The organism is Pseudomonas sp. PF05 (assembly GCF_056521845.1).
Window position 1 is genome coordinate 73,185 of the sequence record NZ_JBWLPW010000015.1, and the last position, 13,201, is coordinate 86,385.

12 protein-coding genes and 1 pseudogene are annotated in these 13,201 nt (G+C 61.0%); 7 read left to right on the forward strand and 6 right to left on the reverse strand.

Annotated features, from left to right (window positions below; translation table 11 throughout):
- Positions 1 to 10 precede the first annotated feature (10 nt).
- Positions 11 to 1,153: an MFS transporter gene (locus AC09SL_RS22605; protein ID WP_058543130.1), complete on the reverse strand. Its 1,143-nt coding sequence runs from the start codon at positions 1,151 to 1,153 to the stop codon at positions 11 to 13.
- Between the two features lie 237 nt (positions 1,154 to 1,390).
- A complete protein-coding gene (locus AC09SL_RS22610; protein ID WP_058543131.1) occupies positions 1,391 to 2,884 on the reverse strand; it encodes an aldehyde dehydrogenase in 1,494 nt (497 codons plus the stop codon).
- 233 nt (positions 2,885 to 3,117) lie between these two features.
- Between AC09SL_RS22610 and AC09SL_RS22615 the strand changes: the two genes are divergently transcribed.
- Positions 3,118 to 3,480, forward strand: coding sequence for a cupin domain-containing protein (locus AC09SL_RS22615; RefSeq protein WP_003206861.1), 363 nt, complete (start codon positions 3,118 to 3,120; stop codon positions 3,478 to 3,480).
- Between the two features lie 150 nt (positions 3,481 to 3,630).
- Here AC09SL_RS22615 and rpmG read toward each other — a convergent pair whose 3' ends face one another.
- Positions 3,631 to 3,786 carry a 50S ribosomal protein L33 gene (gene rpmG / locus AC09SL_RS22620; RefSeq protein ID WP_003177274.1) on the reverse strand — a complete coding sequence of 52 codons (156 nt, stop codon included), beginning with the start codon at positions 3,784 to 3,786 and terminating at the stop codon, positions 3,631 to 3,633.
- A gap of 11 nt (positions 3,787 to 3,797) precedes the next feature.
- Entirely contained in the window at positions 3,798 to 4,031 is a 234-nt protein-coding gene (rpmB, locus tag AC09SL_RS22625; protein ID WP_003177273.1) for a 50S ribosomal protein L28, read from the reverse strand.
- A 437-nt stretch (positions 4,032 to 4,468) separates the two neighbouring features.
- Between rpmB and AC09SL_RS22630 the strand changes: the two genes are divergently transcribed.
- The gene (locus AC09SL_RS22630) at positions 4,469 to 6,055 is read left to right on the forward strand and encodes an ABC transporter substrate-binding protein (RefSeq protein WP_058543132.1); all 1,587 of its coding nucleotides are present in this window, start codon (positions 4,469 to 4,471) and stop codon (positions 6,053 to 6,055) included.
- Between the two features lie 69 nt (positions 6,056 to 6,124).
- Here the strand turns inward: AC09SL_RS22630 and radC are convergent, their stop codons facing one another.
- The gene (gene radC / locus AC09SL_RS22635; RefSeq protein WP_064106866.1) at positions 6,125 to 6,799 is read right to left on the reverse strand and encodes a RadC family protein; all 675 of its coding nucleotides are present in this window, start codon (positions 6,797 to 6,799) and stop codon (positions 6,125 to 6,127) included.
- A 145-nt stretch (positions 6,800 to 6,944) separates the two neighbouring features.
- Between radC and coaBC the strand changes: the two genes are divergently transcribed.
- From coaBC to argB, 4 genes and pseudogenes are all read left to right on the forward strand, one after another.
- Positions 6,945 to 8,153 (forward strand): bifunctional phosphopantothenoylcysteine decarboxylase/phosphopantothenate--cysteine ligase CoaBC, encoded by a 1,209-nt coding sequence (gene coaBC, locus AC09SL_RS22640; RefSeq protein ID WP_003206865.1) that lies wholly within the window; start codon positions 6,945 to 6,947, stop codon positions 8,151 to 8,153.
- A gap of 4 nt (positions 8,154 to 8,157) precedes the next feature.
- Positions 8,158 to 8,613, forward strand: coding sequence for a dUTP diphosphatase (gene dut, locus AC09SL_RS22645; protein ID WP_003206867.1), 456 nt, complete (start codon positions 8,158 to 8,160; stop codon positions 8,611 to 8,613).
- Positions 8,614 to 8,865: 252 nt separating this feature from the next.
- Positions 8,866 to 10,269, forward strand: a pseudogene (locus AC09SL_RS22650) (phosphomannomutase/phosphoglucomutase); the annotation flags it as partial.
- Positions 10,270 to 10,297: 28 nt separating this feature from the next.
- Positions 10,298 to 11,203 (forward strand): acetylglutamate kinase, encoded by a 906-nt coding sequence (gene argB / locus AC09SL_RS22655; RefSeq protein ID WP_003206871.1) that lies wholly within the window; start codon positions 10,298 to 10,300, stop codon positions 11,201 to 11,203.
- 462 nt (positions 11,204 to 11,665) lie between these two features.
- On the opposite strand, the gene pyrE is transcribed toward argB, so the two are convergent.
- Complete coding sequence (gene pyrE / locus AC09SL_RS22660) at positions 11,666 to 12,310, reverse strand: orotate phosphoribosyltransferase (RefSeq protein ID WP_003206873.1); 645 nt, start codon at positions 12,308 to 12,310, stop codon at positions 11,666 to 11,668.
- Between the two features lie 83 nt (positions 12,311 to 12,393).
- On the opposite strand from pyrE, the gene AC09SL_RS22665 reads away from it, so the two are divergent.
- Entirely contained in the window at positions 12,394 to 13,173 is a 780-nt protein-coding gene (locus AC09SL_RS22665; RefSeq protein ID WP_013694557.1) for an exodeoxyribonuclease III, read from the forward strand.
- Positions 13,174 to 13,201 lie beyond the last annotated feature (28 nt).

Genomic DNA, 13,201 nt, shown 5'->3' on the forward strand with positions numbered 1-13,201 from the left:
CGCTGTGGGCTCAGGCTGTTTGGCTCGCCCCGAACGCCCCTTGGCGCATTAGCAGAATCACCAGGCCAAACGCCCCTGCCGCCATGAACAAAGGCAGCGCATGCCCGCTGATCCACTGGCTGCCCGCTCCCGCCGCCAGTGGGCCGATCAGGCAACCAAGGCCCCACAGTTGCGCGACATGGGCATTGGCCCGCACCAGCGCATCGTCGCGATAACGCTCGCCGATCAGGATCAGCGACAACGTGAACAAACCTCCGGCACTGGCACCGAACAGCACCCACAACGGCCAGATCAACAGGGTATCAATCAACAGCGGAACCGCCAGGCTCGATAACGTCAGCGCCACCGCACACCCCGTCAACAGCGCCCGGCGAGACACGCGATCGGCCAGGGCGCCGATGGGCAACTGCAACAAGGCATCGCCGACCACCACGGTGCTGACCATTGCCAGCGCGATGTCGGCAGTGAAGCCCTGGCGCAGGCAATACACCGGCAGCAACGTGAGGATCATGGCCTCGAACGCGGCGAACAACGAGACCGCCCAGGCAATCGCCGGCAAGCCTCGGCAAAACGTCCACAAGTCGCTAAACGTAACGCTGCCGGCCTCGCTGCTCGGCGCACCGCTGCGGCCCAGCAACAGCAAAGGTGCGACCAGCAGCAGGCCGACGCCCACCCAGAACCCATAGTCATGATCGGTCCCCAGCGCGCCCAGCAGCAGCGGGCCGGACAACTGGCTCAGTGCGTAGCAGCTGCCGTACAGCGCCACCAGTCGCCCACGCCACTGTTCAATGACCAGTTGATTGATCCAGCTTTCACCGAGAATGAACACCAGGGTCAGGACCACGCCAATCACCAGGCGCAGCAGCAACCAGACCGGATAGCTGGGCAACAGTGCCAGCAACCCGATGGACACTGCGCCGCCCCACAGGCACAGGCGCATCAACGCTGCCGTACCGAACCGCGCCGCCAACCGGCTCGACACCTTGGCCCCAAGCAACACCCCCACGGCCGGCATGGCGGCCATCACGCCAATGGCGAACGAGCCATAGCCCCAGCCCTCCAGGCGCAGCGACACCAGCGGCATGCTCACGCCCAGGGCCAGGCCGACACTCAGGACAGATGCCAATACGGCGAAATAGGTCGCCCAACGCATTTCCACGCTCCTGTGGACAGTGATCGGTTTTTCAGACACCACTCAAAACAATGTGGGAGCGAGCTTGCTCGCGATGACGGCGCAACATTCAACAAAGTCGTCGTCTGTCATACCGCTATCGCGAGCAAGCTCGCTCCCACAGGGATTTGTGTCGACCGCCAATCTTCCGCTCTTCCCCGCTCCCACAGGGTGAATCAGCGCTGCATGACACCCCGCACAGATCCGGGGCCGCCTCTGTCAGAGCTTGATCCAGGTCGACTTCAGCTCGGTGTACTTGTCGAACGCATGCAGCGACTTGTCGCGACCGTTGCCCGATTGCTTGAAACCACCGAACGGCGCGGTCATGTCGCCGCCGTCGTACTGGTTGACCCATACGCTACCGGCACGCAGGGCCTTGGCGGTCAGGTGGGCCTTGGAGATGTCCTTGGTCCATACCGCTGCGGCCAGGCCGTACGGTGTGTCGTTGGCGATCTCGATGGCCTGCTCGGCGGTGTCGAAGGCAATGACCGACAGCACCGGGCCGAAAATCTCTTCCTGGGCGATTTTCATCGCGTTGCTCACGCCATCGAAAATTGTCGGCTCGACGTAGGTGCCGCCCGTTTCCTCAAGGATGCGCTTGCCGCCGGCCACCAATTTGGCGCCGTCGCTGTGCCCGGCCTCAATGTAGGACAGCACGGTGTTCATCTGCTGGGTATCGACCAGGGCGCCGACATTGGTGGCCGGGTCCAGGGGGTTGCCAGGCTTCCAGCCCTTGAGGGCTTCGATCACCAGTGGCAGGAACGTGTCCTTGATGGAGCGCTCCACCAACAGCCGCGAGCCGGCGGTGCAGACCTCGCCCTGGTTGAAGGCGATGGCGCTGGCGGCGGATTCGGCGGCGGCTTGCAGGTCCGGGGCATCGGCGAACACGATGTTCGGGCTCTTGCCGCCGGCTTCCAGCCAGATACGCTTCATATTGGATTCGCCGGAGTAGATCATCAGTTGCTTGGCGATCTTGGTAGAGCCGGTGAACACCAGCGTATCGACGTCCATATGCAGGGCCAGGGCCTTGCCGACGGTGTGGCCATAGCCTGGCAGCACGTTCAGCACGCCTTTGGGAATACCGGCCTCGATCGCCAGTGCGGCGATACGGATGGCGGTCAGCGGGGATTTTTCCGACGGTTTGAGCACCACCGAGTTACCGGTGGACAGCGCCGGGCCGAGTTTCCAGCAGGCCATCATCAACGGGAAGTTCCATGGCACGATAGCGCCCACGACACCCACCGGCTCACGGGTTACCAGGCCCAACTGGTCGTGGGGGGTGGCCGCCACTTCGTCGTAGAGCTTGTCGATGGCTTCGCCGCTCCAGCTCAAGGCTTGGGCCGCGCCGGGAACATCGATATTGAGGGAATCGCTGATCGGCTTGCCCATGTCCAGGGTTTCGAGCAGGGCCAGTTCTTCGGCATGCTGCTTGAGCAGGCCGGCGAAACGAATCATGGTGGCTTTGCGCTTGCTTGGGGCCAGGCGCGACCAGGCGCCGGAATTGAACGTGGCACGAGCGTTTTCGACCGCACGCTGGGCGTCGGCCACGTCACAGCTGGCGACCTTGCCCAGCAAGCGGCCATCGACCGGGCTGAGGCAATCGAAGGTTTCGCCGGACACCGCATCGGTGTACTCGCCGTTGATGAAGGCGCGGCCTTCGATCTTCAGGTCGCGGGCGCGTTGTTCCCAGTCGGCACGAGTCAGGGTGGTCATGCGTGTGTCCTCCTCTTATTGAGTACGAACGCCGCGCAATGCGCAGCGCTCAAAAGAATTCTGCCCGGCCAGCCTGTTTTCGACGCTATTTTCGACACGGGCACCCGCCACCCTAAACCAGCGACCGGTCATGTTTCAATATATTTGACACTACGCGGGCAAACGGCCTTGCGATGTTCATTTTAATAAACATAGACTCGAAGCCTTCCAAGCGATCACTGGGGATCACCCACATGAGCATTCAGGACATTGTCGATTTCAGCCAAGCCAATACCACCGCCGAACGCTATCGCCCGGACCCGGCCAAGGTGTTCAAGGGCGACCCCGAACAAACAGTGTTCAACCACTACAGCAGCCCCTGCGGGCAAATGAATGCTGGCGTATGGGAAGGCGCCGTCGGCCAGTGGACGGTCAATTACACCGAGCATGAGTATTGCGAGATCGTCCAGGGCGTTTCCGTGCTGCGGGACGACGATGGCAATGCCAAGACCCTGCGGGCCGGCGACCGTTTCGTGATTCCAGCGGGGTTCAAGGGTACTTGGGAAGTGTTGGAGCCGTGCCGCAAGATTTACGTGGTGTTCGAACAGAAGGCTTGAGGATTTGGCGTGGCCTGGGCAGGCCTCATCACCAGACCGTATGACGCCTGAGATCCCTGTGAGAGCTTGCTCGCGATGAGGCCCTCACAGGCAACAAAAAAGGCCCGTATCTCGCGATATAGGCCTTTTTCGTAAGAAGGGAAAAATCAATTACTTGATTTTGCCTTCCTTGTAGATCACGTGCTTGCGAACAACCGGATCATATTTCTTGATCTCGATTTTGTCCGGGGTAGTACGCTTGTTCTTGTCGGTAGTGTAGAAGTGACCAGTACCGGCGCTCGAGATCAAACGAATCAATTCACGCATGATTAGCTCCCTTAAACCTTGCCATCGCGACGAAGTTCGGCCAGCACGACACTGATGCCACGCTTGTCGATGATACGCATGCCCTTGGCAGATACGCGCAGACGCACAAAACGTTTCTCTTCTTCAACCCAGAAGCGGTGATGCTGCAGGTTCGGCAGGAAACGACGACGGGTTTTGTTGTTTGCGTGGGAAATGTTATTCCCAGTCACCGGACCCTTACCGGTAACTTGACAGACTCTCGACATGCCTCAGCCCTCTAAAACCACATGCCCAACCCGGCATGGGTTGGCCGCTTAATCTCTCAGTCATTTGGCGCCAGGCGCCGCGTTTCTTTAAGGGTCTTACCGGCTACACCTACAGTGAAGGAACCGGGCCCCTAGAAAAGAGCGCTGCTTTATACCAGAAAGACCACAGTGCAACAACAGCCGATGTGATTTGTCTTCATGGCCAATCATCGACCAACCGCCCCGGACGGCGGGCGCAAAGGCTGGCGCAGCCTCTTACCGCTCGTCGCTGCATGCAGGTTTTTTTCACCCGCGGCGTTTTCCAGCCCATCAACGCACCGACGCAGAGTGCCGGAAAATGCAAAAAGGGGATAGTCATTTAGCGGCGAGCCCACTAGGGTAGGCCTTTTCCAGACTGCACTCGCAGATGGGCCTTCGACTTGCACAGGAAACCGACCATGCGCCTCGCTGCCCTACCATTGTTGCTCGCCCCTCTGCTGATCAGCCCGCAGGCCTTGGCCGCCGCCCTGAGCGTCTGTACCGAAGCCAGCCCGGAAGGGTTCGATGTCGTCCAGTACAACTCCCTGACGACCACCAACGCCTCCGCCGACGTGCTGATGAACCGCCTGGTGGACTTCGATACCGCCAGTGGCAAAGTGGTCCCAAGCCTGGCCGAGCGCTGGGAAGTCTCCACCGATGGCCTGACCTATGTGTTCAAGCTGCGGCCACAGGTCAAGTTCCACCGCACCGACTACTTCACGCCGCGCCGCGACCTGACCGCCGAGGACGTGAAGTTCAGCTTCGAGCGCATGCTAGACCCGGCGACCCCATGGCACAAGGTTGCGCAGAGTGGCTTCCCCCATGCCCAGTCCATGCAATTGCCGGCGCTGATCAAGAAAATCGACGCACTGGACCCACTGACCGTGCGCTTCACCCTCGATCACGCCGACTCGACCTTTTTGGCGACGTTGAGCATGGGCTTTGCCTCCATCTATTCGGCCGAATACGCCGATCAGTTGATGAAGGCCGGCACGCCGGAAAAACTCAACAACCAGCCGATCGGCACCGGCCCGTTCATTTTCAACCGGTTCCAGAAAGATGCTTCGATTCGCTACAAGGCCAACGCTGATTATTTTGGCGGCAAGCCCCAAGTGGATCCCTTGATCTTCGCCATCACGCCGGACGCCAACGTACGCCTGCAGAAACTGCGCCGCAACGAATGCCAGATCGCCCTGTCGCCCAAGCCGCTGGACGTACAAGCCGCCAAGCAAGAACCTACGCTGAAAGTCGAGCAGACCGACGCCTTCATGACCGCGTTCGTGGCGATCAACAGCCAGCATCCGCCACTGGACAAGCCTGAGGTGCGCCAAGCCATCAACCTGGCCTTCGACAAGGCCAGCTACCTCAAGACCGTCTTCGAAGGCACCGCCGAAGCCGCCAACGGCCCCTACCCGCCCAACACCTGGAGCTACGCCAAAAACCTGCCCGGCTACGCCCATGACCCGGCAAAGGCCCGCGACCTGCTGGCCAAGGCCGGTTTGAAGGAAGGCTTCCAGACCACCATCTGGACCCGCCCTTCCGGCAGCCTGCTGAACCCCAACCCCAGTGCCGGCGCACAGCTGCTGCAGTCCGACCTGGCGCAAATCGGCATCCAGGCCGAGATCCGGGTGATCGAATGGGGCGAGTTGATCCGTCGCGCCAAGGCCGGCGAACATGACCTGCTGTTCATGGGTTGGGCGGGCGACAACGGCGATCCGGACAACTTTCTCACGCCACAATTTTCCTGCGCGGCGGTCAAGTCCGGCACCAACTTCGCCCGCTACTGCAACCCAGACCTGGACAAACTGATCACCGCCGGCAAGACCACTGGCGAACAAGGTGTGCGTACCAAGCTCTATGAGCAGGCCCAGGCCCAGATCCAGCAGCAGGCCCTGTGGCTACCCCTGGCCCACCCGACCGCGTTCGTCCTGACCCGCAAGGATGTGCAGGGTTATTCGGTCAGCCCGTTTGGGCGCCAGGACTATTCGAAAGTCAGCATCAAGTAACCCCTGCCCCACAGTCCCCCTCTTGTGGGAGCTTTGCTCCCACAAGGGATTATTCAAGCCTGACCCTGCCTACATCCACCCACACTCCGCCATCGACAGCGGCTCCCCATCGCCAACGATGAAATGATCGAGCACCCGCACATCGATCAGCTCCAGCGCCTCCCGAAGCCGCTCGGTGAGCACCCGATCGGCCTGGCTGGGCTCGGAGTTACCGGAGGGGTGGTTGTGGCACAGGATCAGCGCGGCGGCGTTATGGGCCAAGGCCCTTTTGACCACCTGCCGGGGATGAACACTGGCGCTGTCGATGGAGCCGCGAAACAGCGCCTCGAAGGCCAACACCTGGTGCTTGGAGTTGAGAAACAGGCAACCGAACACTTCGTGGGGCTCGTGGCGCAGCATCGATTTCAAGTACTCACGCACCACGAATGGGCTTTCCAGCGAGGTCTTTTCCCGGGCTCGTTCAGCCAAATGCCGACGGCTCATTTCCTGAGCCGCCTGCAGTTGGGCAAACTTCGCCGGCCCGAGCCCCATATGGTTGCTGAATGTGATCTGATCGGCCTCAAGCAGTGCGCGCAGGCTGCCAAATTGAATCAATAGTTGTCGTGCCAGATCCACCGCACTTTTGCCCGACACGCCGGTTCGTAAAAAAATCGCCAGCAGCTCGGCGTCCGACAGACTCCCCGCCCCCAGCGCCAATAACCTCTCCCGCGGCCGCTCGGCTGCGGGCCAATCGCGAATACTCATGGCATCTCCCTGATTGTGGGCGCCGCTGTTCCGTAGCGGTCGCTGTGATATCGTAGCCCATCTTTTTTGCAGGCGATTTGCACCCTGGCAGGCTGCTGCCAAGGGGTTCGCCTTGCACTGACCACTGAAATCGAAAGGCAGGCCTATGCAGCGGCTGTATCGGAAACGCATCGTTCTGGGCGTCGGCGGCGGCATTGCCGCCTACAAGAGCGCCGAGCTGGTTCGCAGGCTTATCGACCAGGGCGCGGAAGTACGGGTCGTCATGACCCGCGGTGGCAGCGAGTTCATTACCCCGCTGACCATGCAAGCCCTGTCCGGACACCCCGTGCACCTGGATTTGCTCGACCCGGCGGCAGAAGCCGCCATGGGCCATATCGAACTGGCCAAGTGGGCCGACCTGGTGCTGATCGCCCCGGCCACGGCCGACCTGATCGCCCGTTTGGCCCAAGGCATCGCCGACGACCTGCTGACCACCCTGGTGCTCGCCACCGACGCGGTGGTCGCCGTGGCGCCGGCCATGAACCAGGCCATGTGGCGCGACCCGGCCACCCAGGCCAATCTGCAACTGCTGGAAAGCCGCGCCCTGAAAGTCTTCGGCCCGGCCTCCGGCAGCCAGGCCTGCGGCGATGTCGGCATGGGCCGCATGCTTGAAGCCACCGACCTGGCCCAATGCGCCGCCGACTGCTTCCAGCGCCAGGCGCTGACCGGCAAGCACGTACTGATCACCGCCGGGCCGACCCAGGAAAACATCGACCCGGTGCGCTACATCACCAACCACAGCTCCGGAAAAATGGGCTTCGCCCTGGCCGAGGCCGCCGTGGAAGCCGGCGCCCGGGTGACGCTGATTACCGGCCCCGTACACTTGCCAACGCCGGACCGGGTCACGCGCATCGACGTGGTCAGCGCCCGGGACATGCTCGCAGCCTGCGAAGCAGCCATCCCCTGCGACCTGTTCATCGCCTCGGCGGCGGTGGCGGACTACCGTCCCGAAGTCGTTGCCCCGCAAAAATTGAAGAAAGACCCTACAAGCGGCGACGGCCTGCTACTGCAAATGGTGCGCAACCCGGACATCCTGGCCAGCATCGCCACCCGCCCCGACCGCCCGTTCAGTGTCGGCTTCGCCGCCGAGACCGAACACCTGCTCGATTACGCCGCACGCAAGCTCAAGGACAAGAACCTCGACTTGATCGTCGCCAACGACGTGGCCAACCCGAGCATCGGCTTCAACAGCGAAGAAAACGCCTGCAGCGTGATCGACCGCCAGTTGCACGCCACACTTTTCGCCCAGACCAGCAAGAGCAAGATTGCCCGCCAGCTGATCACCTTTATCGCCGAACGTCTGAACCAGGTTTAATGTCATGCACGCCCTACAAGCCAAAATCCTCGATCCACGCATCGGCAACGAATTCCCGCTGCCGCAATACGCCACACCGGGCTCCGCCGGCCTCGACCTGCGGGCGATGCTCAAGCAGGACACGATCCTGGAGCCGGGCCAGACCCTGCTGATCCCTACCGGCCTGTCGGTGTACATCGGCGACCCGGGCCTGGCCGCGCTGATCCTGCCGCGCTCGGGCCTGGGCCACAAGCACGGCATCGTGCTGGGCAACCTGGTGGGCCTGATCGACTCCGATTACCAAGGCGAACTGATGGTGTCGTGCTGGAACCGCGGCCAAACGGCCTTCAACATAGCCGTGGGCGAACGCATCGCGCAGCTGGTGCTGGTGCCGGTGGTCCAGGCCCACTTCGAACTGGTCGAAGAATTCGACGAAAGCCAGCGCGGCGCAGGTGGTTTCGGGCATTCCGGCAGCCATTGACCGGTGGTTTTCGGGCCGGGCGTCCTGCCTGGCCTGTTTGTGAAGCTTGTGTTTCAGGACAAAAAATGCGCAATGGCTTTCTGCTAGGTTTCCCATCCGGAATCAATGTATTAGGCGACCGAGGCCGGGATAACGCTGTCTCATGGCACTTTCCCACCACGAACTCTCTGTCAAAAACGCCGTCATACCCTTCAGCTTGAGCCTGCCGACGCTAACCGTCGGCCTGTCCAGTCACCTTCCAGATAGAGCGCCCCGCCCATGAACACTCCAGCCGCAATCGCCCCGATCTTCCCTGAAAGCATCTTCCGCGCCTACGACATCCGTGGCGTGGTACCGGAAACCCTCACCGCCGAAACCGCCTACTGGATCGGTCGCGCCATTGGCTCCCAGAGCCTGGCCCAGGGTGAACCGAATGTGTGCGTCGGCCGTGATGGCCGTTTGTCGGGCCCTGAGCTGGTCGAACAACTGATCAAAGGCGTTGCCGACAGCGGCTGCCACGTCAGCGACGTAGGCCTGGTGCCGACCCCGGCGCTGTACTACGCCGCCAACGTGTTGGCCGGCAAGTCCGGGGTGATGCTCACCGGCAGCCACAACCCGTCGAACTACAACGGCTTCAAGATCGTCATCGCCGGCGACACCCTCGCCAACGAGCAGATCCAGGCCCTGCACACCCGCCTCAAGACCAACGACCTGAGCAGCGGCCAGGGCAGCGTGACCAAGGTCGATATCCTCGAGCGCTACAACGACGAGATCGTCAAGGACGTGAAACTCGCCCGACGCCTGAAAGTGGTGGTCGATTGCGGCAACGGCGCGGCTGGCGTGATCGCCCCACAACTGATCGAAGCCCTGAACTGCGAAGTCATCCCGCTGTTCTGCGACGTGGACGGCAACTTCCCCAACCACCACCCGGACCCGGGCAAGCTGGAAAACCTCGAAGACCTGATCGCCAAGGTCAAGGAAACCAACGCCGACCTGGGCCTGGCCTTCGACGGCGACGGCGACCGCGTGGGCGTGGTGACCAATACCGGCAGCGTGGTGTTCCCCGACCGCCTGCTGATGCTGTTCGCCAAGGACGTGGTGGCGCGCAACCCGGATGCCGAAATCATCTTCGACGTCAAATGCACCCGTCGCCTGGTGCCGCTGATCAAGGAATACGGTGGCCGTCCATTGATGTGGAAAACCGGTCATTCGTTGATCAAGAAGAAAATGAAACAGAGCGGCGCCCTGCTGGCCGGCGAAATGAGCGGCCACATCTTCTTCAAGGAACGCTGGTTCGGTTTTGACGACGGCATCTACAGCGCCGCGCGCCTGCTGGAAATCCTCAGCAAGGAGAAATCCACGGCCGAAGAGCTGTTCGCAACCTTCCCGAACGATATTTCTACGCCAGAAATCAATATCCATGTGACCGAAGAGAGCAAATTCAGCATCATTGATGCACTGCACGACGCTCAATGGGGCGAAGGCGCCGAACTGACCACCATCGATGGTGTGCGGGTCGACTATCCCCATGGCTGGGGCCTGGTTCGCGCATCCAACACCACACCGGTGCTGGTACTGCGTTTCGAGGCCGACAACGAGGCCGAGTTGCAGCGCATCAAGGATGTGTTCCACACCCAACTCAAACGTGTTGCACCTGATCTCCAACTACCGTTTTGATTTTTTTCAAGCACCACCGGAGCCCTGAATGACCCTCGAACGCGAAGCCGCCGCCAACACCGCCAAGGTCCTGTCCGAAGCGTTGCCTTATATCCGACGCTACGTCGGCAAGACCCTGGTGATCAAATATGGCGGCAACGCGATGGAAAGCGAGGAGCTGAAAACCGGCTTCGCCCGTGACATCGTGCTGATGAAGGCCGTGGGCATCAACCCGGTGGTCGTACACGGTGGTGGCCCGCAAATCGGTGACTTGCTCAAGCGCCTGTCGATCGAAAGCCACTTCATCGATGGCATGCGTGTCACCGACGCGCAGACCATGGATGTGGTGGAAATGGTCCTGGGCGGCCAGGTCAACAAGGACATCGTCAACCTGATCAACCGCCATGGCGGCAGCGCCATCGGCCTGACAGGCAAGGACGCCGAGCTGATCCGGGCGAAAAAGCTCACCGTCACTCGCCAGACACCGGAAATGACCCAGCCGGAAATCATCGACATCGGTCATGTGGGCGAAGTGGTCGGCATCAACACCGACCTGCTGAACCTGCTGGTCAAGGGCGACTTCATCCCGGTCATCGCGCCCATCGGCGTGGGCGCCAATGGCGAGTCGTACAACATCAACGCCGACCTGGTGGCCGGCAAGGTTGCCGAGGCACTGAAAGCTGAAAAGCTGATGCTGCTGACCAACATCGCCGGCCTGATGGACAAGTCGGGCAAGGTCCTGACCGGCCTGTCGACCCAACAGGTCGATGACCTGATCGCCGACGGCACCATCTACGGCGGCATGCTGCCGAAGATTCGTTGCGCACTGGAAGCGGTACAAGGCGGCGTCGGCAGCTCGCTGATCATCGACGGACGGGTGCCGAATGCGATCCTGCTGGAGATCTTCACCGACACTGGCGTGGGTACGTTGATCAGCAATCGCAAGCGTCCTTAAGCGACACCTGTAAAAAAGACCCCGCTCAACCTGGTTGGGCGGGGTCTTTTTTTACACCTCTTTTCAGATGATGCTTTTGTGGCGAGGGAGCTGCCGCCGCGTCTTCGACGCTGCGCTGTCGCGCAGTGAACTGGTCTTGTGGCGAGGGGATTTATCCCCGCTGCGCAGCCCAGCGGGGCGGTGCGACGTTTCGCTAAATCCCCTCGCCACACGGGAATAGCGGTCCAACTGAGCCACATTGCAGCTTGTTGAAAAGTACTTCAAAAACATGGGGTTGTAATTTGTTCCATGAGAGCTTGCTCCCGCTGGGCTTTTGTAGAAGCTGGCGAAGCCTGCGATCTTTTGATCTTTCGCTTGGGATTCAAGTGGCCGGGGAAAGATCGCAGCCTCGTTGCACTCGACAGCTCAGGCCCAGCGGGAGCAAGCTCCCTCGCCACAAGATCAAAATCAGCGGGCTTCTTATTAGACGCCGAACTGCGCCCGATAAGCCTCAACCGCCGGCAAATGCTGCTTGAGCTGCGGATCGTCGGCCAAAAACTCCAGCACCTGGTTCAGCGACACAATGCTGATCACCGGAATGCCGAAGTCGCGCTCCACTTCCTGGATCGCCGACAACTCGCCGTTACCACGCTCCTGGCGGTTCAGGGCAATCAGCACGCCAGCGGCCTTGGCGCCTTCCTGGGAACCGATGATCTGCATCACTTCACGAATGGCAGTGCCGGCGGTGATGACGTCGTCGATGATCAATACATCGCCGGTCAGCGGCGCGCCCACCAGGCTACCGCCTTCGCCATGGGCCTTGGCTTCCTTGCGGTTGAAGCACCAAGGCAAGTCGCGGCCGTGGTGTTCGGCCAGGGCGACGGCGGTGGTGGCGGCCAGCGGGATGCCTTTGTAGGCCGGGCCGAACAGCACATCGAACGGGATGCCACTCTCGACGATGGCTGCCGCATAGAAACGACCCAGTTGCGCCAGGGCGGAACCGGTGTTGAACAGGCCGGCATTGAAGAAGTACGGGCTGGTGCGCCCGGACTTGAGGGTGAACTCACCGAAGCGCAAAACGCCGCGATCGATGGCAAAGCGAATGAAATCGCGCTGATACGCCTGCATGAAAAAAAGCCTCAAATACCGCGGATTTAGCTAAATAGGTACACGGCGTGTATCATACACGCACGTGATTTTTGGGGCCATTTATGCGGATCATCAGTGTGAACGTCAATGGTATTCAGGCTGCAGTCGAGCGTGGTTTGCTCAGTTGGCTGCAAGCACAGAATGCCGACGTCATCTGCCTGCAGGACACCCGCGCCTCCGCCTTTGAACTGGACGATGCAGCCTTCCAACTGGATGGTTACTTCCTTTATGCCTGCGATGCCGAAGTCCCCGCCCAGGGTGGCGTGGCTTTGTACTCGCGGCTGCAACCGAAGGCTGTCATCAACGGTCTCGGTTTCGAGACGGCGGACCGCTACGGGCGCTACCTGCAAGCCGATTTCGACAAGGTCAGCATCGCGACCTTACTGCTCCCTTCGGGGCAGAACGGCGATGAAGATTTGAATCAGAAATTCAAGTTGATGGACGACTTCGCCCGTTACCTGGATAAACAGCGGCGCAAACGTCGCGAGTACATCTATTGTGGCTCGCTGTACGTGGCGCAACAGAAGCTGGATATCAAGAACTGGCGCGACAGCCAACAATCTCCTGGCTTCCTGGCGCCGGAACGGGCCTGGATGGACGAGATCATTGGCAACATGGGTTATGTCGACGCCCTGCGTGAAGTCAGCCGTGAAGGTGACCAATACAGCTGGTGGCCGGACAACGAACAGGCCGAAATGCTCAACCTCGGTTGGCGTTTCGACTACCAGTTGCTGACGCCTGGGCTGCGCCGCTTCGTACGCAGCGCCCGCCTGCCGCGTCAGCCACGGTTCTCGCAGCACGCGCCGCTGATCGTGGATTACGACTGGACGTTGACCATCTAAGCACCGTTTGTACCCATAAAAAACCGAC